The following is a 21,136-nucleotide window of genomic DNA, read 5'->3' on the forward strand; positions in this document are numbered from 1 at the left end:
TCCGTTGCACTACTCACGCAAGTCCCTTCCGTTCATTGTTCGAATCTGGCAGCATCGTCCGGTATCCGGGGCTATCAGTCCGGTGCGGGGGAGGAACAGGCACATGCTCGGCTTCGTCGTGCGCCGGCTGCGCGGGCGATTGCCGCTCGCAGCCGCCGTACTGCTGACCGTTTTGATCACCACGACCGTGCTCACCGCACTCTTCGCCTTCACCCGCGGAGTCGGCGACGCCGGGCTGCGTCAGGCCCTCGCGGGGCCCGGTCTCGCACGCGGCACGGTCCTGGTCACCGGGTCCCACGCGGCGGCCGACCGGGCCAAGGACGACGAGGCGGTACGGGGCTTCGCGCGCGGGCTGTTCGGCCCCCTCCCGACCGACGCCGAGAGCGTGGCGCGCAGCCGTTCGTTCGGGCTGCCCGGGCCGCACACCCCCGGCAAGGACGCCGATCTGACCCTGTTGGCGGCTTTCGCCAAGGACCGCGTGCGTCTTCTGGCGGGCACCTGGCCGCAACCCGTCGCGGGAGCGCTCTCCGATCGGGCCCCCGTCCCCGTGGCCGTGCCGAAGGCGGCGCTGGACAGGCTCGGGCTGGCCGAGGGAGCGCTCCCCGCGCGGGTGCGGCTCGACGACCGGTACGGCGGCTCCCCGCTGACCGTGCTGGTGACCGGCGTCTACCGGGCGGCCGACCCGGACGCCCCGTACTGGCGACTCGATCCGCTCGGTGCGCGCGGTCTCCAGGTCGCCGGATTCGCCACCTACGGGCCGCTGCTGGTGGACGACTCCGCCTTCACCACGGGCGGACTGATCCAGGACAGCCGCGCCGTACTCCTCACCGCCGACTTCTCCACCGTGGACGCGGCCGGGGCCGAGGCCGTCCGCGGCCGGGCCGCCGGGGCCCTGAAGGAACTCCAGGGCAAGTCCGGGCTCGCCCCGGCGACCGAGCTTCCGGCACTCCTCGGGGAGTTGCGGTCGGGTCTGACCGTCGCCCGCTCCACCCTGCTGGTCGGCGCGCTGCAACTGGCCGTGCTCGCGGGGGCCGCGCTGTTGCTCGTCTCGCACCTGCTGACGGAGCGCCAGGAGGGGGAGCGCTCCCTGCTCGCCGCGCGCGGCGCCTCCCGCGGCCGGCTCGGTGTCCTCACCGCGGCCCAGTCGCTGCTGCTGGCGCTGCCCGCGGCCCTCCTCGCGCCCCTGCTGACCCCACCGCTGCTGCGTCTGCTCGGCGGCTACGGCTCGCTCGCGCACGTCCCGTTCACGGTCACCCGGAGCTGGCTGCTCTGGCCCGTCGCCGCGGGCTGCGCCCTCGGCTGCGTCGTGCTGACCACCGTCCCGGTCGTCCTGCGGGGCGCCGCCTCGGCCGCCCTGCACCGGACCGGCCGCCGCCAGGCTCTCGTCGCCGGCGCCGCGCGATCCGGCGCGGACCTGGCGCTGGTGGCCCTGGCCGTACTCGCCTACGAGCAGCTCTCCCGCTACGGCGCGGGCGGCTCCGGCCCGGCCTCGCGGTCCGACGGACTGTTCGGCGTGGACCCGGTCCTGGTCGCCGCCCCGACGCTGGCCCTCTGCGCGGGCACCCTGCTCGTGCTGCGGCTGCTGCCCTTCGGGGCGCGGCTCGGCGCGCGGATCGCCGCCCGGGGCCGGGGGCTGGGTCCGGCGCTCGTCGGCTGGCAGCTGGCCCGTCGGCCCGGACGGGCCACGGGGCCGGTGCTGCTGCTCGTACTCGCCGTCTCCAGCGGGGTCCTGGCGCTGGGCCAGCACACCGCCTGGTCCGCGTCCCAGCGTGACCAGGCCGATTTCACCACCGCCGGGGGCCTGCTGATATCCGGGAGCGACGTGCCCTCGCTGGGCCGGGGCGGCCGGTACGCCGCGCTGCCCGGCGGGGAGCGCGTCCTGCCGGTGCTCCGCGCCCAGCAGGACCTGCCGGGCGGGCGCACCGGCCAGGTGATGGCACTGGACGCGGCGGCCGCCGCCGACCGGCTCGCCCTGCGGGCCGACCTGCGCGACGGGCGCAGCGTGCGCGAGCTGTTCGCCCCCCTGGCCCCCGCGTCCGGGGCCGCCTCCACACCCGCCACCGCGCCCGTCACCGGCATCCCCCTCCCCGGCCAGCCGCAGCGCATCGACCTCTCGGTCTCCGTACGCCCCACCGGCGCGGGCGGCCGCCCCGGCCTCGGGCTGCTGTTGCGCGACCGCTTCGGCATCACCTACCGGGCCGCGATGGTGCAGCTCCCGGAGAGCGGTGACGCCACCGTGTCGGTGCACCTCGGCGGGATGCTGGGTGCCCCCGTCGGGTCAGCCGCCACCCCGCTCAGCCTGGCCGGGCTCGTGTTCTCGTACGACCGGGAGGGACCGCTCCCCGGTGCCGATCCGGACGCCGAACCCACCTCGGACAAGCCCGGCGAGACGGTCAAGATCTTCGACGAGCTGACCGTACGCGGCCTCGCGGTCGCGCAGACCAGGGACGGCGCGGCGGCGCCGGTCGCGGTGCCCGCACCGGACTGGAAGCTGTCGGCCCCGCCGCTCAACGACGGCTCCCCCGCCACCGAACTGCTCGCGGGCTCCGGGACCGCGCCGGGTGGCCCGGCCCTGGTCAAGCTGCGCTACCGAGACGGTTCCGGTGAACGCGGAGGCGTCCAGGCCAACCTGACGACGAGGCCCGCTCCGGCCGACGGGATTCCCGGGATCGCCACCCGGGCGTACCTGTCCGCGATCGGCGCGGCCGTCGGCGATCTGGTGCCGGTCAAGCTGGACGACGTCACCCTCCCGGTCCGGATCACCGCCGCGATCGACGCCCTGCCCGTGGCCGGCGACACCGCCCTCGCCGTCGACCTGGACACCGCCGCCCGGCTGCTCGCGGTGGGCGGCCGGGAGCTGCCGACGCCCGGCGAATGGTGGCTGCCGGCCGCCTCCGCCGACGACCCGGCGCCGGCCCGCGCCGCCGCGCAGCTTCGCTCCGGCGCCGGCTCCCAGCAGGTGCGGCTGCGCGAGGAGGTGGCCGCCACACTGCTGGACGATCCGCTCAGCGCGGGCCCGCAGGGGGCGCTGGCCGCACTGGCGGTGGCCTGCGCGGTGCTCGCGGCGATCGGCTTCGCCGCCTCCTCCGCGGCCGCCGCCCGGGAGCGCTCCCGGGAGTTCTCGGTGCTGATGGCGCTGGGTGCCCGGAGGCGGGACCTGGCCCGGACGGCCACCGTCGAGAGCTGTCTGCTGGTGGGGCTCGGCACCGCGGTCGGGGTGGGGCTGGGCGTCATCATCGTCCACCTCGTCGTACCGCTGACCGTGCTCACCCCGGCCGCCGGCCGCCCGGAGCCCGCGGTGCTGGTGGACCTGCCCGCGGCCCGGACCCTGCTGCTCGCCGCCGCCATCGCCGCCGTACCGCTGCTCTCCGCGGTGTTCGGCGGCCGGCGCAATCAGAACCGCTCGAAGCCGGCCGACCGGCTGCGGCACGTGGAGGACATATGACCGGGCCGGCCGCGACCGACGCCGACCGGCGCGCCCCGGACGGGACCGGACCGCGCGCGCCGCGGAGGTCCGCCCCGCGCGCCGTGCCCCCGCCCGCGCCCTGGGTGCGGACCCGTCTGCGCGCGACCCCGCTGAGCGCCCTGCTCGGCGCGGCCCTGGCCTTCGTCGCCGTGCTGCTCGCGGCGGCCCTGCCGCGAGCCATGGACCGGGGCACCGACCAAGCGCTGCGGTCCTTCCTGGACTCGCGCGGGCCGAGCCAGACCAGCCTGAACGTCACCGCGCGCCCGCGCTACGGGGAGGAGAGCGCGCAGAACCTGGACGAGGTGCTGGCGACCCTGGTCTCCCGTACCGCCCCGGGTTTCACCGTCGCCCCCGCCGGCCCCGTCCACGGGTCCTACGCGGGTCCCCGGCCGCTGGCCAACCCCGGCCTGACCGCCCCCGACGGGGTCCCGCCCCGGATGAGCCTCTACCACCTGCGCACGGCCTCCGAGCACGTCCGCCTGGTGGAAGGACACTGGCCGGGCGCGCCCGGCACCGCACCCGGCAGTCCGGTACCCGTCGCGCTGTCGCAGAGCGCGGCGAAGACCCTCCGGATCCGGGTCGGCATGGTGCTGGAGACCGCCACCGGTCAGGACCTGAAGACGATGAAGGCCGAGGTCGTCGGTCTGTACGCCGCGAACGACGACGCCGAGGACTACTGGACCGACCTCACCTGCCTGCTCCGCGCCTGCCTCTCCATGACCACGACCCAGCCCCCGGCGGCGTACTGGAGCACCGACGCCCTCATCGCCGCGGAGGCGCTCGGCCGACTCCCCTTTTGGGGCGAGTCGGACAGCAAGGACTTCTGGCGGATCCCGGTGGACACCGGATCGCTGCGAGCCGACCGGCTCCCGGCCACGGCCAAGGCCGTCGCCTCGTACGTGACCGGCCCGACCGCCGCGCGCCTCACCCAGGAAACCCACCGCGACGATCTGCGCTTCAGCTCCCACCTGCCAGAGCAGTTCACCCTTGCCGAGGCCCGGCGCCAGGCCGCCGCGCCGCTCGCGGCGATGGGTCCCGCCGGGGTGGCCGGAGTGGCGTTCGTCGTGTTCTGCCTGGCGGCCGGGCTCACCGGGGACCGGCGGGAGTCCGAACTGCGGCTGTTGCTGGCCCGCGGCGGTTCCCGCGCGGGCATCGTGCGCCGGCTGCTCGCGGAGAACGCCGTCACCGTCCTGCCCGCCGCCGCGCTCGCGACGGCGCTCGCCGTCATCCTGCTGCCCACGCCCCGCTCGCAGGGCACGGTGCTGGCCGCTTCGGCCGCGACGCTCCTTGCGCTGCTGGCCGTGCCCGTACGGGCCTTCGTGCTGCTGTCGCCGAAGCGCCCGCCGGGCCCCCGGCGGCGGCTGGTCGCCGAACTCCTCGTGCTGGTGGCCACCGCGGCCGCCGTGTTCGAGGTCCGCTCGCGCGGGGTCGCCCCGGCAGGCGCCGGCGTGGACCCGCTGCTGATCGCCGCCCCGCTGCTGCTCGCGCTCTGCGGCGGCCTGCTGCTGGCCCGGATCCAGCCCGCCCTCGTCGGGTTCCTGGCCCGGGCGGCCGGGCGGGGGCCGGGGCTGCTCGGTTTCCTCGGGCTGGCGCGCGCCGCGCGGGGCACCGGGGGCCGGGCGCGTCCGTCCGTACTGCCGCTGATCGCGATGCTGCTGGCCGTCACCACCGGCGGCTTCGGCGCCACGGTGCTGACCGGGGTGGCCGATGCCCGCCTCGAGGCGGCGCGCGCGGCCGTCGGCGGCGACGCGCAGCTCACGGCGCCCGGTGGCACGCTCCCGGACGCCCTGACGTCGGCGGCGGCCTCGCTGCCCGGCGTACGGTCCTCCGTGAAGGTGTGGACGGACGACAACGTGTTCCTCTACGGCACCAAAACGGGCAGCACCCAGATCTCCGTGGTCGTCGCGGACCCGGTGGAGTACGCGAAACTGTCGGCGGCGGCCGGGACCGCCCGGTTCGATCCGGCTCTCCTGGCTCCCGGCGCCGCGGGGACCTCGGGCGCGACGGTGCCCGCACTGATCAGCCGGGATCTCGCCGACGACGACACCTCCGGCTTCCAGCTGAGGCTCGAAAACGGCGGTGCGCTGAAGCTCTCGGTCGTCGGAGTGGTCACCGGCACCCCCGCCCGGCCCGGCGCCAAGTACACCACCGTGGTGCTGCCCGCCCCCCAAGTGCTGGCCGCCATACCGCAGATGGGGCTGCCCAACACCTGGTTGGCGCTCGGCGCGGTCGACCAGCACCGGCTGGAGCAGGTGGTCCGCACCGCGGACCCGGCGGCCGGCTCGGAGCGCTACCGCGTCCGCACCAGCTCCGCCGCGACCGCCGAACTGGGCTCCGACCCGCTCCAGCGCTCCGCCGAGCGGCTGTTCTGGGCCTCGCTCGCCGGGGCCGCGGGCTTCGCACTGCTGGCGGTCCTGCTGACCCTGGTCAGAGCCGCCCCCGACCGGGCCGCACTGCTCGCCCGGCTGCGCACCATGGGTCTGCGGCCCCGGCAGGGGGTCCGGCTGATCCTGGTGGAGTCGGTGCCCCTGGCCCTGGCCGCCGCGATCGGCGGCGCGCTGCTCGCGGTGGGCGCCGTCGCACTGCTGGGCCCGGCCGTGGACCTGTCGACACTGGTCGGCACCCAGGTACCGGCCGGTCTGCCGGTCCTCGTCAGGCCCGTACTGACCCAGGCACTGGGCCTGGCCGCCCTCGTCGCGGGGGCCGTCCTCGCGGAGGCGGCGATCTCCGGCAGGCGGCAGATCACGACCGAGTTGAGAGCGGGAGACCAGCGGTGAACAGCGATCAGCCCACCTACGAGGAGCTCCGGCGGCAGGCCCTGGCCGCCGCCGAGCCCCGCCGGCACGGCGCGGACACGGCCATCGCCTGCGACCGCCTGGTCCGGATCTTCAGCACGGACGGGGTCGAGGTACAGGCCCTTCAAGGACTGGAACTGACCGTGGCGCAGGGCGACCTGATGGCCCTGGTCGGCGCCTCCGGCAGCGGGAAGTCCACCCTCCTGAACATCCTCGCGGGGCTGGACGTGCCCACGGCCGGCACCGCCAGCGTCGGCGGCTACGACCTGCTGGAGATGTCGGCGCGCGACCGGCTGCGCTACCGGCGCGAAGCGGTCGGCTTCGTCTGGCAGCAGACGGCCCGCAATCTGCTGCCCTTCCTGACGACGGCGCAGAACATCGCCCTGCCGATGCAGTTGAAGGGCGGGCGGCGGGCGGCCGCCAAACGCCACGCGGTCCGGACCGGCGAGCTCCTCGAAGCCCTGGAGATCGGCGAGCTGGCGAACCGCCGCCCCGCCCAGCTTTCCGGCGGCCAGCAGCAGCGCGTGGCCATCGCGGTGGCGATGGCGAACGATCCGGCGGTGCTGCTCGCCGACGAGCCGACGGGCGAGCTGGACTCGGAGACGGGCGGGGCGATCTTCGAGGCCTTCCGCACCGTCAACCGGGAACTGGGCGCGACCGTCGTCATCGTGACCCACGACCCGCTCGTCGCGGGCGAGGTGCGGCGTACGGTGGCGATGCGCGACGGCCGCACCAGCAGCGAGGTGCTGCGCCGTACGGTCACCGACGAGCACGGGGCCGAGTCGGTGAGCGAGCGCGAGTACGTGATGCTCGACCGCACGGGGCGCGTGCAGCTCCCGCAGAAGTTCCTGGAGGCCCTGGGCATGGAACACCGGGTGGCGGTGGACCTGGCGGCGGACCACATCGAACTCCGCCCGGACGACGCGGCCGCCGCGCCGGCGGACGGCGAAGACGGCGTGCGGGAGTCCGCCGCGGACTGATACGCCCCGGGATCCCGGTGTGGCTTCCCCGGAGCCCCGTTCAGCCCGTGCGCCGTATCCGGGCCGCCTCGTCCGCGTCCTCGCGGATGTAGCGGAACATCCGGACCAGCGGCTCTCCGGGAAAGACCTCGCGGAGGGGTTCGCAGTCCTGGAGCCGGAAGGGCGCGGGCGCGACCGGGGTCAGGCGGATGATCACGGGCTGGATCCCTGCCTGGCGGTAGGCCTCCAGCTTGTGGTGGCCGTCCAGGAGGTAGGCGGCGATGGAGTCCGCGGCGGGGCTCAGGGCCACCAGCGCGGGCCGGTCTCCGGCCCGGATCCGCCCCGCGTACGTGCGTACGGCGCCCCTGTCGGGCGGGGGCCAGTGGTCGGTGGTGAGCAGGGCGAGCTCCTCGTCCGCGTACCAGCTCTCGACGTGCTCGGCGCGCGGGTGGACCACGCGCAGCGGGTGCGGGGCCGCGGCGGCGGTCATCGTGTACCGGCCGGGGGCGAGGAGGGAGAGCAGGGGCCGCAGCCGTTCCGGGTCCGGGGGCGGGAAGTCCCCGGTGAGCGGGTCGGCGACGAGTTCCGGGGCGGCCAGCCAGGCGGTGAGGGCCTTGGCCTCCGCGGGGGTCGGAGCTCCCGGTCCGGTGGCGCGCGAGGCCAGCCAGCCGACGCTGCCGCAGCAGTCGCTTCCCTCCAGCACGGAGGGCCGGCCCCCGAGGAGGAGCAGGCTGGCGCCGTCGTCCCCGGTGACTTCTATGAGACCGAGGCCGTCGGGGACCTCGCAGACGACGACGGGACCGGTGGTCATGGGCCGAGTCTGCCAGAGTGCGGGCCGGGAAAGAGAAGGGATTGTGATGGCGGTCGAGCCGTGGGTGACCTGTCTGGTCAACGGCATTCTGTACAACGCGATGTTCCACAGCGACGGTTCGGCGCTCGACGACGATCTGGTCGGCCGCTACGCCGTCGCCCTGCGGGTGAGCCCCATCAGCGACGAACCCCTCCGGCGGCAGGCGGCGGGCCTGCGCGCGGCGGTCGCCTCCGACGAGGTGCTCGCTTCGACGTTCGAGCCGTATCCGGGATGGCGCCCGTACGACGAGGCCGAGTTCCGCTCGTTCCTGACCCGCCTCGCGGACGCCGTCGAGCAGGGCATCGGACCGGACGACCCCGGTCTCCCCGAACCGCTCGGACCCCCGGTCCAGGACTCCGCCCCGCGCCCGAGGGGTCTGCGCGCGCTCCTGCGCCGCCTTCGGTGAACTCCCCGGCGCGCGTCACTTCCGTGGCCCGGGTGTCGTTAGGCGCTCGGGGTTGACTCGGGGGTCGAAGGGATGACGGAATGCGGCAGTTTCCTCTGGAGATGCACCACATGGCACCCGGCCGGGTCGTCGAGTGGCGGTTGCGGTCCACGGCCGGGGCACAGTCCCCGGGCCCGGACGGCGCCGACGCCACGGCGGACAGGAGGGCCTCCTTCAACCAGGACAAGCACTTCACCGTCGCCGAGGAGAGCCGCGCGGCCGACGACCCGACCGCGTCCTGGATCGCCGTCACCTTCGAGGTCACGGGCCCGCTGGACGAGGACGCCCTGACCGGCTCCCTGCTGGCGTTCGTACGCCGCCACGAGGTGCTGCGCTGCGAGTTCCGGCGCCTGGCCGGGGAGTTGGCGTGCGCGCCGATTCCGGCCGCCGAACTGGCCCTGGACACCGTCCAGGTCGCCGAGTTCGACCGCACCGAGGAACTGACCGCCTTCCTCGTGGAGCGGTTCAAGCGGAGCATCGACACGCTGTCCTGGCCGCTGTTCACGATGGGCGCCGTCCTGCGCGAGGAGTCGGCGACCGTCTACCTCGCCTTCGACCACATCGTCTGCGACGGCATGTCGATGCCGATCGTGGTCCAAGAGGTCGAGAAGGGCTACGAGGCCCTGCGCCGCGGCGAGTTGCCCGATACGGCGCCCGCGCCGAGCTATCTCGACTTCGCCGAGGAGCAGCGCGGCCGGTACCTCTCCATCGACGCGGACGACGAACGGCTCGGCTACTGGAAGGAGTTCATGGCGAGCGGCGGCGGCGAGTTCTTCCCGCGCTTCCCGCTCGAACTGGGCGTGGAGCCCGGCCGGATGTACTCGATCGTGAACGAGGCCTCACCGCTGCTGGACGCCGCGGAGGCGGAGGTCTTCGAGAAGGCCTGCCTGGAGGTGGGCGGCAAGCCGTTCATGGGCGTGCTCGCCGCCGTCGCGGTCTGCCTGCGCGAAGCGGGCGGGCCGGGGGTCTACCGGGGGTTCATGCCGGTGAGCGAGCGCGGCCGGGCCGGGTGGGGCAACTCGGTGGGCTGGTTCGTCAACACCATGCCCATCGAGTTCGACGCCTCGCCGGGCCGGGACTTCGAGCAGGTCATGTCCTCGGTACGGGCCGGCTTCAACGAGATGATCGGCCACATCGACGTCCCCTTCGTGCGCGCCTGGGAGCTGCTCGCACCCCGTGAGTTCGCCGCCCGTTCCTGGCCGTACCCGGTGAACTTCTTCTCGTACATCGACATGCGCAAGGTCCCGGGCGCCGAGCGCCACGAGGACTGGCGGCCCACCTCCCACGTGTGGTCGGCCCAGGCCAACGGCGCCTGCTCCTGGTTCCAGCGGGACGCGGAGGGGCTGCACATGAACTCGATCTACTCGGACACCCCCGCCGCCCGCCGCACCATGGACGGTTTCCTGGAGGCCCTGCGTGAGACGGTCCGGGAGATCGCCCGCCACGGATCGCTGCGCCGCCCCATCGCGCTGACCCCGCCGCGCCGGCCCGAGCGGACCCCGCTCGACGTGGCGGCGTTCGCCCGCCGCGGCTGATCCAAAGCCGCGGCTGATTCACGGCCGCGGCCGATCCCGGGCCGCGGCTCCCGGTGGCGCCTTCCGACGGCGGACCTCAGAGCCGGGCCGCGCGGGCGCGCAGCAGGGCCTGTTCCCGGGCGTTGCGGGTGAGCGAGGCGGCGCGTTCGAACTCCGCGCGGGCCTCCGCAGGGCGGCCGAGCCGCTCCAGCAGGTCTCCCCGTACGCTCGGCAGCAAATGGTAGGAGCGCAGGGCCGGTTCCGCCGTCAGGGCATCGACCAGGGGCAGCGCCGCCGCCGGGCCCTCGGCCATCGAGACGGCGACGGCCCGGTTGAGCTCGATCACCGGTGACGGGATCAGCAGGACGAGCCGTCCGTACAGGGTGGCGATCGTGGGCCAGTCGGTGTCCTCGTAGCGGACGGCGTCGGCGTGACAGCCGGCGATGGCGGCCTGGAGGGAGTAGGGGCCGGTGCCCGCCCGGTGCAGGGCCTCGACCCCGCGCCGGATCAGCAGGCGGTTCCACTTGGACCGGTTCTGGTCGGCGAGCAGCACCGGCTCCCCGTCCGGGCCGATGCGGGTGGCGATGCGCGAGGCCTGGAACTCCAGCAGCGCCGCCAGGCCGTGCACCTCGGGTTCCTTGGGCATCAGCCCGGCCAGGACCCGGGCGAGGCGCAGGGCGTCCTCGCACAGGGCGGGGCGGACGAGGTCGTCGCCGGCGGTCGCGGAGTAGCCCTCGTTGAAGACGAGGTAGATGACCTCCAGCACGGAGGCGAGGCGCTCTTGGCGGTCGGCCCCGTACGGGACCTCGAAGGGCACCGCGGCCTTCGCGAGCGCCCGCTTCGCGCGGACGATCCGCTGGGCGACGGTGGGTTCGGGGCAGAGGAAGGCGCGGGCGATCTCCTGGGTCGTCAAGCCGCCCATCAGCCGCAGGGTCAGCGCGATCCGGGCCTCGGTGGCGAGGACCGGGTGGCAGGCGGTGAAGATCAGCCGCAGCAGGTCGTCGTCGATGGATTCGGGATCGGCGAGCGCGCCCTCCTCCTCCGGCGGCGGGACGTCCTCGAGGGTGCGGCCCACTTCGGCGAGCTTGCGCGCGTAGGTCTCCTTGCGGCGGACGAGGTCGATGGCCCGGTGCTTGGCGGTGGCCATCAGCCAGGCCCCTGGTGTGTCGGGCACGCCGGAGACCGGCCACTGCTCCAGCGCCGCGACCAGCGCGTCCTGGGTGATCTCCTCGGCGATGCCGACGTCGCGCACGATCCGGGCGACGCCCGCGATGATCCGCGCGGACTCGATCCTGAACACCGCTTCGACCGCTCGGGTCGTACTCACTGCCGTCACGGCCACCCATCAGAGCAGCCGTGACGAGGCAGGGCAAACCGGCGTTAGATGCCTGACGCGGCGCCGCGCGGCGCGGTCAGCTTCCGTCGAGCTGGCGGAGCTCGGCGCCGACCGTCCAGTTCTCCGGGTGGATCTCCAGGAAGCGCTTGGTCCACTCCAGCGCCTCGTCCTTGTCCTTGCACTGCATGAGGGCGTACCCGCCGACGACCTCCTTGGTCTCGGTGAAGGGCCCGTCGGTGTAGCTGAGCTTCCCGCCCGACCAGGTGACGCGGGTCCCTTCGGAGGTGGGGAGCAGACCGGCGGTGTCGAGCATGACCCCGGCCTTGGTGATCTCCTCCATCAGGGCGCCCATGCGGTCGTTGAAGTCGGCCGGGAAGGGGGTGTCGGGGGTGAGGCTCTGCTCGTCGATGCGGATGAGCGAAAGGAAGCGCGGCATGGTGACTCCTCGGTGGTGGAGGACGGGGCCCTTCCCCGCCTCTCACCCCTGCGTCGAACGGGAGACGCCGGGATCGACAGCTTCCCGGAAAAATCTTCGGCGACTTTTGGGACGCGCGAGGCAGCACGGATTCCGATCGCCGCCCCCACCGGAGCTACCGGCGAGTAGGATCGCCGGGCCCAGGCCCCTCCGAGAGGATTCCCCGATGCCGCGCATGCCTTCCTCGCCGCTCCTGCTCGCCGGTCTGCTGGCCGGCGCGGCCGTGGCGCACGCCGTCGCGCCCCGCCAGTTCGACGCGATCGTGCCGCGCTCGCTGCCCGGCAGCCCGCGCCAGTGGACCTACGCCAGCGGCGCGGCGGAACTCGCGCTCGCGGCCGGGGTCGCCCACCCGCGCACCCGCAGGGTCGCGGCACTGGCCACGGCGGCCTTCTTCGTCGGCGTGTTCCCCGCGAACGTCAAGATGGCCGCCGACGCCCGCCACCGCTCCCCCGCCCTGCGGGCCGTGGCCCTGGGCCGGCTGCCGCTCCAGGTCCCGCTGGTGTTGTGGGCCCGCAAGGTCGGCCGGAACGCGGCGGGCTGAGGGCGGGCCGAGCGCAGGCTGAGGGCGGCCGAGGGCGGGCCCAAGCCTCCGGCCGCCCCGCCGTCAGCGGCTGTCGCCCGTCCAGTCCCAGTGACCGGGATCGGACGCGCGGCGGCGGTAGTGGGCCCGGCCCCCGGACCCGTAGCGCCCTATCTCCGTCGGGAGCCGGGCCTCCTCGGCGAGCTGCGGTCCGCTCCAGCCCGTGATGTCGAGCAGCAGCCCGTCGAGGGGCCCGCCCACGAGCTCTCCGTAGGCGTGCCCCGGGAGCGGACCCGGGTCGGGGTCGTCGTGATCGGCGCCGTAGACCCGGCGCCGGAGCATCCTGTCGTCCATACCGGTCAGCTTCACAGACGGCACTGACAACGGGCCCGAACGGCGATGATGGGAGCCGTTCGGATCGCACGGCACACGAAGCGGAGCACCATCCATGGCACGTCGGGTACACCAGCCACTGGAGGACCAGGAGTTCGACTTCATCCTCGGCATGACGGACGGGCCGGTGCTCGCCTACTTCTGCGGCAGCTGGCCCAAGGCCCTGGAGCCGTGCCGCGCGATGGACTCGGCCGTGGCCGCACTGGCGCAGGAGTACGGGACCCGGCTGACGGCGGTGCGCGTGGACATCACCCGCTGCCCCGCGCAGACCAAGCGGTACGAGGTGACGGGCGCCCCGACGGCCGTACTCATCGCGGGCGGCGAGCCGGTGGCGACACAGGCGGGGGCCATGACGGCGGAGGGGCTCCGAGCCTTCCTCGACGCTCACCTCTGAGCCGTCCGGGCGAAGGTGCGCGATCTGGCCGAAAGTCACATGGATCGGATAGGTGCCTGAGGCATGTAATGGATCCCGGCGAAACGGAACCATCGCGTGCGAGGTGCTGCATGTCCGAGAAGACCATTGCCTTCCCCCAGGACCGAACCTGTCCCTACCACCCGCCGGCGGCCTACGAACCGCTGCGCACGGGCCGGCCGCTCTCCCGGGTCACCCTCTTCGACGGCCGCTCCGTGTGGGTGGTCTCCGGGCACGCCGAGGCGCGCGCCCTGCTCTCCGACGGCCGGCTCTCCGCCGACCGGCAGAACCTCTCCTTCCCCGCCCCCACCAGGCGGTTCAAAGGCCTGAGCAACCGGCGCGCCGCCCTGCTCGGCGTCGACGACCCCGTCCACAACACCCAGCGCCGGATGCTGATCCCGAGCTTCTCACTGGGGCGCACGGCGGCCCTGCGCCCCCGGATCCAGGAGACCGTGGACCGGCTGATCGACGGGATGCTCGCCGCCGGGCCCCGCGCGGAACTGGTCGGCGCCTTCGCCCTGCCGGTGCCGTCGATGGTGATCTGCGCCCTGCTCGGAGTCCCGTACGCGGACCACGAGTTCTTCGAGAGCCAGTCCCGGCGGCTGCTGCGCGGCCCCGAACTCGCCGATGTCGAGGACGCCCGGGAGCAGCTCGACGGCTATCTGCGCGAGCTGATCGGCCACAAGCGCGGGCATCCGGGCGAGGGTCTCCTCGACGAGCTGATCGCGCGGCGGCTGGAGACCGGCGAGACCGATGTGGAGGAGTTGGTCGCGCTGGCCGCGATCCTGCTCATCGCGGGACACGAGACCACGGCCAACATGATCTCGCTGGGTACGTTCACCCTGCTCAGCCACCCCGAGCAGCTGGACGAGCTGCGCGCCGATCCGACGCTGCTGCCGGCGGCGGTGGAGGAGCTGATGCGGTTCCTGTCGATCGCGGACGGCATGCTCCGGGTGGCGGCCGAGGACATCGAGATCGGCGGGGTGACGGTCCGCGCCGACGACGGGGTGATCTTCTCCACCTCCGTGATCAACCGCGACGAGAGCGTCTTCGCGGAGCCCGACACCCTGGACTGGCACCGGTCGACCCGGCACCATCTGGCCTTCGGCTTCGGCATCCACCAGTGTCTGGGCCAGAACCTGGCCCGCGCCGAGATGGAGATCGCGCTCGGCACCCTCTTCGGGCGGCTCCCCGGCCTGCGGCTGGCGGCGGAGCCGGACCGGATCCCCTTCAAGCCCGGGGACACCGTCCAGGGCATGCTCGAACTCCCCGTGGCGTGGTGAGCCGGGTGACCCGGGTCTCCGTGGACACGGACCGGTGCATCGGGGCCGGACAGTGTGCCCTGACCGCCCCGGCCGTGTTCACCCAGGACGAGGACGGTTTCGGCGCCCTGCTGCCGGGGCGCGAGGACGGCGCCGGCAGCCCGCTGCTGCGGGAGGCCGCCCGGGCCTGCCCGGTGTCGGCGATCAGGGTCGAAGGGGCCTGAGCGGGAGCCGGCCGCCGTTCAGAGCCCGGCGGTGGCGCTGAGCCTCTGGAACATGGCCTCGTCCAGGTCCAGCCCCCGCTGTGCCTGGTTGATGGCCTGCGAGCTGTAGACCCCGGTCGAGCGGGCGGCCAGCACGGCGTCCCGCGAGGCCGCGATCACGCCGAGCCGCAGGTCCACGTACTGCTCACGGGCTCCCTCGATCGCGGGGACGGCGGCGGCCTCGTCCTTCCGGTCCAGCCGGGCGTCCTCGCGGACTTTCGCGAGGACCTCCGGCGCGTACGGACTGCCGTCGCCCCGTACCAGGCCGGGCTCCTCCAGTACGGCCCGGCCGGCCTCGGCGACCTCCTCCAGCAGCCTGCGGTACTCCTCCTGGAAGCGGACCGGGTCGTCGCCGGAGATCTTCACCGACCGGATGACGGCGGGCAGGGTCAGGCCCTGGAGCAACAGGGTCGTGGTGGCGACCACGAAGGCGATGAGCAGCAACTGGGGGCGGTACGGGGTGTCCTCGGGCAGGGTCTGCGCCGCGGCGACCGTGATCGCGCCGCGCATCCCGGCCCAGGCCAGGGCCACGCCGCTGCGCCAGCCGAGGCTCTCGTTGACCTTGAAGTCGACGTCGGCCGAGGCCCGGGTGACGCGCTCCTTCATCTGCTCCCTGCGGCGGGGCGTCAGCTCCCTGCGGGGGCGCAGCGGATTGGCCTGCTGCTCGGACTCCGGGGCTCCGAGGCGGTCCATCAGCCAGTCGAGCCGGGGCTTGCTCGCGGCGGCCCGCTGCGCGTCCTTGCGCAGCGAGGCGATGAGCGGGGCGACGAACACCATGCGCGCCACGATCACCAGCGCGGCTGCCGCGAGGCCGATGAACAGGGCGCGCCAGGCGCTGAGTCCGTCCGCGGCGACCTCGTCGAGGAGGCCCTTGAGGCCGAGTCCCATCAGGAGGAAGATCGCGCTTTCGAGCAGGAAGGCGAGGGTGCGCCAGTTCATGGCCTCGGCCAGCCGGTCCTGGGCGCTGAGGAAGCGCGGGGCCTGGTGGCCGGTGACCAGCCCCGCGACGACCACCGCGAGGACACCGGAGGCATGGAACTCCTCGGCCGGAAGGAAGGCGACGAACGGCACGACGAAGGAGATCGCGGTGTTCAGCAGGCTGTCCTTGAGCAGCGCACGGACCCGCACGTTGACGAGGCCCACGACGATGCCGACGGCGGTGGCGAGGGCCACGGAGAAGAGGAAGTTTCCGGCGACCCCGGCCAGGGAGACCGTTCCGGCCATGGCCGCGATCGCGGAGCGCAGCAGCACCAGCGCGGAGGCGTCGTTGACGAGGCCTTCGCCCTCCAGCATGGTCAGCAGCCGCGACGGAAGACCGAGCTGTTTGCCCATGGAGGTCGCGGCGACCGCGTCGGTGGGGCTGACCACGGCGCCGAGGGCGAAGGCGGCGGGCCAGCCGAGGCCGGGCATCAGCCAGTGGAAGAGCCAGCCCGCACCGAGGGTGGTGACGGCCACGAGCAGCACCGCGAGACCGCTGATCGCCTTGATGTTGCGACGGAAGTCCGACGCGGGCATGTTCACGGCCGTGGAATAGAGCAGCGGTGGCAGCACGCCCGCGAGGACCCACTCCGGCTCGATGGCGAGCGCCGGCACGCCCGGTACGAAGCTGAGGGCGATGCCGACGACCACCAGGCTCAGCGGAGCGGCGAGGCCGAGCCTCTTCGAGAAGGCGGCGACGGCGACGATGCTGCTGACGCCGACGATCGAGACGAGGGTCATTTCCATGCGCGGTACAGGGCCTTAGGGGTGCTCGGGGACGATTTGTCCACCGTACGCCCCGAGGTTTCACCGCGTCAAAAATTGAGCGACTCCACCTTTGATGCGGCCCAGCGGCCCAGCGGCCCAGCGCCGCCGTGCCGCCGTTACTCGGCAGGCCCCGACTGCGGCAGCAGCGCGACCGCCTGCCGCTCCAGCACCAGGGCGCCGTCCACGAGCCCGGCGCAGGCGTCGAAGAGTTCCCGCCGTCCCGCGGCGTCCGTGTCGGGGTCGGCGGCACGGGCCAGCTCGGCGAGCCGCGACCACTGCAGCCCGGAGTCGCGGAAGAGCGCGGCCGCCTCGCCGTGCCCGGCGAGGTCGAGGAAGTCCGCGTACAGCGGCCGGGTGGCGCCCGGGGCGGTCCACTCCTCCTCCAGGCACGCGTACAGCCGCTCCGTACCGACGGCGAAGGCCTCGGGCGTGGCGAAGCGGCGCTCCCAGCCCGTCTTGGTGCCGGTGTCGCGCAGCTGTGCGGCGAACTTCTCCATGCCGGAGAAGCCGAAGTTGACGTCGAAGTGGTTGCCGAGGACCGGTCCGGTGAGGCGGGAGACCGTGGCGGCGATCGCCTCGTCCAGGTCGGGTTCACCCGCGGGCTTCCCGGTGGTCACCACCATCTGGTGGCGGCCCTTCTTGTGCCCGGACCAGGCCGCGCCGAACTCCTCGCGGCCGATCGCGTAGGGGGCTCCGGCGCCGTCCAGACCGGCCGCCGGGTCGTCGACCTGGAAGGTGTCCCCGTCGTAGCCGACCACGGCCACCACGTACGGATCGGCGGCGGCCAGCTCGGCCATCGGGGCGGGGCCGTGCCAGGGCAGGGCGGACCGGTCGACGGTGCAGAACACCGGCGCCCCGGCGTCGAGGGCCGCCTCGACCCGGTTCCAGCGGGGCTTGGCGCTGCGCGTGGCCTCGTACGGGATGCGCAGGCGGCCGAGGGCGACCTGGACCCAGGGGTCGGGGTGGGCCTGGGCGACGATCGTCGGCATCGGCGGCCGGCCCGCGTACTCGAACACGAAGTACATGAAGCCGATACCGCCCGCCAGGCCCGCGACCAGGGCCTCTTCGTGCACGCTGCCGAGCGCGTGCCGGATCAGCGTGGCCTCGCGGTGAGTGCCGGGGGCGAAGTCTTCATATACGTGCGCAGTCATGCGGTCAGCGTAGCCGCGCCGCGGAGCCCCGGCCGCTACCCGACTTCCTGGACAGCTGCCCAGAAAGTTCCTGTACAGTTGCCCAGGAAGTCGGCGGGACCACCCTCCGCTCAACCCGATCCCTCCGGGAGGTGGCCGTGCACACGGTCGCAGCGATCCTCATCGGCCTCGTCGCCGCACTGCACGCGTACTTCCTCGTCCTGGAGATGTTCCTGTGGCAGCGGCCGCCCGGCCGCGCCCTGTCCGGCTTCGATGCCGACACGGCCCGCCTGACCGCCCCGCTCGCCGCGAACCAGGGCCTCTACAACGGATTCCTCGCCGCGGGCCTGGTCTGGTCGCTCGTCATCGACTCGCTCGCCACGCAGATCTTCTTCCTCGTCTGCGTGATCGTCGCCGGGGTGTACGGGGCCGCGACCGCCAACCGCCGCATCCTCGTCGCCCAGGCCCTGCCCGGCGCCCTCGCCCTGGGCGCGGCTCTGCTCGCCGGATGAGCTCCCGTACCGACCCGCGCACCGCCCGCACCAAGGCCCGGCTGCGCGAGAGCCTCCTCGCGGAGTGCGCGGACGGGCCGCTCGGCGAGGTCAGCGTCTCGGCGGTGGTCCGCCGGGCGGGCGTCGGCCGGGCCACGTTCTACCTGCACTACGAGGACCTCACCGCGCTCGCGGTGGACGCCTGCGCCGACGTCGTGCACGCGGCGGTCGACGCCCTGCACGCCTGGCAGACGGATCCGTCGGCGCTTCCCCCGGCCCGTCCCCCGGCCGCGCTGGCCACCTTCCTGGGCGGCGCCGCCGACCGGGGACCGCTCTACCGCACCCTGCTCCTGCCTGGTGGCGGCGGCCCGCTGGGCGAACGCCTGTACCGGGAGCTGCGCGAGCGCAGCCGGGCCGAACGCGCCGCGGTGGGCGCCCCGCGCCCCGAGCTGGTGGCTTCGGCCGTGGCCGCCACCTTCACCGCCGTGCTCGCGGACTGGCTGCACGGCGACCTGCCCGCCGACCTCGCGGACCCGGCCGCGCTGGCGGACCGGATCTGGCCGCTCCTGATCGCCCTGCACCGGGCGGGATGATCCCGCGGCGGTTCAGCCGTGTTCGGCCACCAGTCCGGTCTCGGCCATGACCCGGATGACGGTGTCCTCCAGCGAGTGCTCCGCCTCGATGACGCTCTCCCAGTCGCCCGGCAGGAGGTCGAGCGGCCGGTACCACTCGCGCAGTTCCGCCTCGCCGTAGTCGGCCGCCCGCGGTGTGCCCGCGTGCCGCCGCAGGGTCTCCTCGAACGGCACGTCGAGGTAGTAGAAGTGGGTCGGCCCGCGGTGGGCCCGGCGCAGGGCGTCGAGCATGGGGCCGTAGCGGTCGGCGTAGAGGATCCCCTCGACGATCACGTGGAAGCCGTGGTCCAGCGCGTAGCGCGCCACGCTGCCGATGAGTCCGATGTTCGCCGCGCCGGGCGTGTCCGGCTCGCGCAGGACGACGCGGCGCAGGTTGTCCTGGCCCACGAGCGCGAGGCCCCGGCCGTGGCGGTCTCGAATGCCCTCCGCCACGGAGGACTTGCCCGCGGCGGAATTGCCGCGCAGCACGATCAGCCGGGTGTCCGGCGTGCCGGTCATCATCCGGCCCACGCTACCCGCCCGCTCCGGACGTGCGTGAGCCCCGCCGGAAGATCCGGCGGGGCTCACGTCACGGGCCGGGCTCGTGAAGTGGTGCTACCCGATGGTGACCACCTGTTCCGCCTGGGGTCCCTTCGGCCCCTGCGTCACGTCGTACTCGACCTTCGCGCCTTCCGCCAGCTCCTTGAAGCCGGTGGTCTGGATTGCGGAGAAGTGCACGAACACGTCGGGGCCACCGTCGTCCTGCTGGATGAAGCCGAACCCCTTCTCCGAGTTGAACCACTTCACGATGCCAGTTGCCATCTGTACTGATCCTTCACAACGTTCCACCGGCCGCACACGCGGCCGGACCCGATCCTGCCCATTGATCGGCCCGAGCACACGCCAAGCGCGGCCAACCGGGGTGCTTCCGGATATTCGAACTTTTCTCCGGCCCGTCCGTGAAACGGGGGAGCAGGCCTTCGCAGGGGCCCTGGGAAGGGCTCCCGGCGGGGCGCTCCGAAGGAGTCTTCGAGAGGGGACGGACATGGGCGAGCTCGCGACGTTCCGGGTGCCGGCTCGGATCACGGGAACGACGGCGGACATCATGCTCGGCGGGGCGATGGTCCGCGCCTGGCAGCGCGACGGGATCTTCCAAGTGGCCGTCGACGGACGGCAGGAGGCCCGTACGCGGGCCGCGCTGGCGGCGAGCCGGCGCTTCTTCGCCCGACCCGCGGCGGAGAAGGCCGCGTACGTCAACGACACCTCGTACAGCGGGTACATCGCCTCGGGCGAGGAGGTGACAGCCGGACGGCCGGACGCCTCGGAGATCTTCACCATCACCCCCGACATCCCCGCGGCGGCGGCCGGCGGCCTGCCCTGCCACGGTCCGGTCCCCTGGCCCTCCCCCGGCTACCGCGCGGCCATGGAGGCCTACTTGGCGGGCGTCGGCGGGCTCGGCGAGCGGCTGCTGCGGCTCGTGGCCCTCGGGCTCGGCCTCGGTCCGGCCGGCATCGACCGGCTCGCGGGCCTGACCCGCGGCGGCTGGCACCACATGCGGGTGCTGCGCTTCCCCGCCGCCGAGCGGACCGCGGAGCGCGGGATCGGCGCCCACACCGACTACGGGCTGCTCGTGATCGCCGCCCAGGACGAGGTGGGCGGTCTCTTCGTACGGCCTCCGGTGACGGGCGAGGACCGCCCGCGCAACTGGCTGCCGGGCGAGAGCACGGCGGGCTTCGCCGAGGACCGGCCCGGCTGGAGCGCCGTACGGCCCGTGGCGCGGGTGCTGACGGTGTTCCCCGGGGACATCCTCCAGTTCACGACCGGCGGCGCGCTGTTGTCGACCCCGCACCGGGTGCGACTGGCGGACCGGGAGCGGTACGCCCTCGCCTACTTCCACGAGCCGCGCTTCGGCGCCCGCGTCCGCCCCCTCGCCCACACCGGTGAGGACCGCGGGGACGGCTCGGTGATCCACTACGGGGAGCACTTCACCCGGATGTTCATGCGGTGCTATCCGCAGCGGGCAACGACGCGGCGGATCGAGGCCGAGGGGCTGCTGCGAGCGCTCGCCGGGGCCCGCTGACGCGGCATCCCAGGCAGTCCGCGTGACCTGTGTGGGCGGCGGTGTCTCGGACCCGCCAGTCCCACTGGCTCTCCGGGCGGGGCCCGCTCGGCTTGCCCCAGCCGGCGAGGTGCAGCAGCCAGGTGACGAGCCCCGCCACGGCCACGACCGCGAGGCCGATCCAGATGCCGGGGGTCCAGGAGGCACACAGGGCCGCGCCCGCCGTCGCACTTCCCACCAGCGCGATCGCGGTGCCGGTCCAACCGGCCACCGTGTGGCCGAGGTCTACGTGGCCGTGAGCGCTCATCGTTCTCCCCTGGTTCGTCGGGTCAGTAGGCTCGAAGTGCGTTCTCTTACCGAGAAAGCCATTTATCTCACGAGCTAAGTAACTTAGATGCTAAGGAGTATC

21 protein-coding genes are annotated in these 21,136 nt (G+C 73.8%); 12 read left to right on the top strand and 9 right to left on the bottom strand.

Going from position 1 to position 21,136, the window contains the following annotated elements; translation table 11 throughout:
- Positions 1 to 103 precede the first annotated feature (103 nt).
- The 3 genes from ACFYYB_RS20695 to ACFYYB_RS20705 are packed head-to-tail and all read left to right on the top strand — an operon-like array spanning position 104 to position 7,241.
- Positions 104 to 3,445 (top strand): FtsX-like permease family protein, encoded by a 3,342-nt coding sequence (locus ACFYYB_RS20695; RefSeq protein WP_389436662.1) that lies wholly within the window; start codon positions 104 to 106, stop codon positions 3,443 to 3,445.
- A complete protein-coding gene (locus ACFYYB_RS20700; RefSeq protein ID WP_389436663.1) occupies positions 3,442 to 6,243 on the top strand; it encodes a hypothetical protein in 2,802 nt (933 codons plus the stop codon). The genes ACFYYB_RS20695 and ACFYYB_RS20700 overlap by 4 nt, the downstream gene beginning before the upstream one ends.
- Positions 6,240 to 7,241, top strand: coding sequence for an ABC transporter ATP-binding protein (locus ACFYYB_RS20705; RefSeq protein WP_389436664.1), 1,002 nt, complete (start codon positions 6,240 to 6,242; stop codon positions 7,239 to 7,241). The genes ACFYYB_RS20700 and ACFYYB_RS20705 overlap by 4 nt, the downstream gene beginning before the upstream one ends.
- Positions 7,242 to 7,281: 40 nt before the next feature.
- On the opposite strand, the gene ACFYYB_RS20710 is transcribed toward ACFYYB_RS20705, so the two are convergent.
- Positions 7,282 to 8,031 carry a hypothetical protein gene (locus ACFYYB_RS20710; RefSeq protein ID WP_389436665.1) on the bottom strand — a complete coding sequence of 250 codons (750 nt, stop codon included), beginning with the start codon at positions 8,029 to 8,031 and terminating at the stop codon, positions 7,282 to 7,284.
- Positions 8,032 to 8,077: 46 nt separating this feature from the next.
- On the opposite strand from ACFYYB_RS20710, the gene ACFYYB_RS20715 reads away from it, so the two are divergent.
- Positions 8,078 to 8,476, top strand: coding sequence for a hypothetical protein (locus ACFYYB_RS20715; protein WP_389436666.1), 399 nt, complete (start codon positions 8,078 to 8,080; stop codon positions 8,474 to 8,476).
- Positions 8,477 to 8,556: 80 nt separating this feature from the next.
- A complete protein-coding gene (locus tag ACFYYB_RS20720; protein WP_389436667.1) occupies positions 8,557 to 10,050 on the top strand; it encodes a condensation domain-containing protein in 1,494 nt (497 codons plus the stop codon).
- A 76-nt stretch (positions 10,051 to 10,126) separates the two neighbouring features.
- Here the strand turns inward: ACFYYB_RS20720 and ACFYYB_RS20725 are convergent, their stop codons facing one another.
- Positions 10,127 to 11,356 carry an RNA polymerase sigma factor gene (locus ACFYYB_RS20725; RefSeq protein ID WP_389436668.1) on the bottom strand — a complete coding sequence of 410 codons (1,230 nt, stop codon included), beginning with the start codon at positions 11,354 to 11,356 and terminating at the stop codon, positions 10,127 to 10,129.
- An 85-nt stretch (positions 11,357 to 11,441) separates the two neighbouring features.
- Entirely contained in the window at positions 11,442 to 11,801 is a 360-nt protein-coding gene (locus ACFYYB_RS20730; protein WP_389436669.1) for a YciI family protein, read from the bottom strand.
- Between the two features lie 205 nt (positions 11,802 to 12,006).
- Between ACFYYB_RS20730 and ACFYYB_RS20735 the strand changes: the two genes are divergently transcribed.
- Positions 12,007 to 12,381: a hypothetical protein gene (locus tag ACFYYB_RS20735; protein WP_389436670.1), complete on the top strand. Its 375-nt coding sequence runs from the start codon at positions 12,007 to 12,009 to the stop codon at positions 12,379 to 12,381.
- A gap of 63 nt (positions 12,382 to 12,444) precedes the next feature.
- Here ACFYYB_RS20735 and ACFYYB_RS20740 read toward each other — a convergent pair whose 3' ends face one another.
- Positions 12,445 to 12,714, bottom strand: a complete 270-nt coding sequence (locus ACFYYB_RS20740) for a hypothetical protein (protein ID WP_327308412.1) — start codon at positions 12,712 to 12,714, stop codon at positions 12,445 to 12,447.
- A gap of 94 nt (positions 12,715 to 12,808) precedes the next feature.
- Between ACFYYB_RS20740 and ACFYYB_RS20745 the strand changes: the two genes are divergently transcribed.
- From ACFYYB_RS20745 to ACFYYB_RS20755, 3 genes are all read left to right on the top strand, one after another.
- On the top strand, positions 12,809 to 13,147 hold the full coding sequence (locus ACFYYB_RS20745; RefSeq protein ID WP_389436671.1) for a thioredoxin family protein: 339 nt from the start codon (positions 12,809 to 12,811) through the stop codon (positions 13,145 to 13,147).
- Between the two features lie 110 nt (positions 13,148 to 13,257).
- Positions 13,258 to 14,448: a cytochrome P450 gene (locus tag ACFYYB_RS20750; RefSeq protein WP_389436672.1), complete on the top strand. Its 1,191-nt coding sequence runs from the start codon at positions 13,258 to 13,260 to the stop codon at positions 14,446 to 14,448.
- 5 nt (positions 14,449 to 14,453) lie between these two features.
- A complete protein-coding gene (locus ACFYYB_RS20755) occupies positions 14,454 to 14,651 on the top strand; it encodes a ferredoxin (RefSeq protein WP_389436673.1) in 198 nt (65 codons plus the stop codon).
- 18 nt (positions 14,652 to 14,669) lie between these two features.
- Here the strand turns inward: ACFYYB_RS20755 and ACFYYB_RS20760 are convergent, their stop codons facing one another.
- A complete protein-coding gene (locus ACFYYB_RS20760) occupies positions 14,670 to 16,415 on the bottom strand; it encodes a cation:proton antiporter (protein WP_389436674.1) in 1,746 nt (581 codons plus the stop codon).
- 137 nt (positions 16,416 to 16,552) lie between these two features.
- The gene (locus tag ACFYYB_RS20765; RefSeq protein WP_389436676.1) at positions 16,553 to 17,587 is read right to left on the bottom strand and encodes a BtrH N-terminal domain-containing protein; all 1,035 of its coding nucleotides are present in this window, start codon (positions 17,585 to 17,587) and stop codon (positions 16,553 to 16,555) included.
- A 137-nt stretch (positions 17,588 to 17,724) separates the two neighbouring features.
- Here ACFYYB_RS20765 and ACFYYB_RS20770 point away from each other — a divergent pair, with 137 nt between their 5' ends.
- Positions 17,725 to 18,078 carry a DUF1304 domain-containing protein gene (locus ACFYYB_RS20770; RefSeq protein WP_327308407.1) on the top strand — a complete coding sequence of 118 codons (354 nt, stop codon included), beginning with the start codon at positions 17,725 to 17,727 and terminating at the stop codon, positions 18,076 to 18,078.
- Positions 18,075 to 18,650, top strand: coding sequence for a TetR/AcrR family transcriptional regulator (locus ACFYYB_RS20775; protein WP_389436677.1), 576 nt, complete (start codon positions 18,075 to 18,077; stop codon positions 18,648 to 18,650). The genes ACFYYB_RS20770 and ACFYYB_RS20775 overlap by 4 nt, the downstream gene beginning before the upstream one ends.
- Before the next feature lie 12 nt (positions 18,651 to 18,662).
- Here the strand turns inward: ACFYYB_RS20775 and ACFYYB_RS20780 are convergent, their stop codons facing one another.
- Entirely contained in the window at positions 18,663 to 19,187 is a 525-nt protein-coding gene (locus ACFYYB_RS20780) for an AAA family ATPase (protein WP_389437224.1), read from the bottom strand.
- Between the two features lie 96 nt (positions 19,188 to 19,283).
- Positions 19,284 to 19,490 (bottom strand): cold-shock protein, encoded by a 207-nt coding sequence (locus ACFYYB_RS20785; protein WP_388495703.1) that lies wholly within the window; start codon positions 19,488 to 19,490, stop codon positions 19,284 to 19,286.
- A gap of 223 nt (positions 19,491 to 19,713) precedes the next feature.
- Here ACFYYB_RS20785 and ACFYYB_RS20790 point away from each other — a divergent pair, with 223 nt between their 5' ends.
- Entirely contained in the window at positions 19,714 to 20,748 is a 1,035-nt protein-coding gene (locus ACFYYB_RS20790; RefSeq protein WP_389436678.1) for a 2-oxoglutarate and iron-dependent oxygenase domain-containing protein, read from the top strand.
- Here the strand turns inward: ACFYYB_RS20790 and ACFYYB_RS20795 are convergent.
- On the bottom strand, positions 20,666 to 21,034 hold the full coding sequence (locus tag ACFYYB_RS20795; protein ID WP_389436679.1) for an HGxxPAAW family protein: 369 nt from the start codon (positions 21,032 to 21,034) through the stop codon (positions 20,666 to 20,668). The two genes, ACFYYB_RS20790 and ACFYYB_RS20795, sit on opposite strands and share 83 nt — an antisense overlap.
- Positions 21,035 to 21,136: the final 102 nt, after the last annotated feature.

The organism is Streptomyces sp. NPDC002886 (genome assembly GCF_042888445.1).
Taxonomy (GTDB): Bacteria; Actinomycetota; Actinomycetes; order Streptomycetales; family Streptomycetaceae; genus Streptomyces.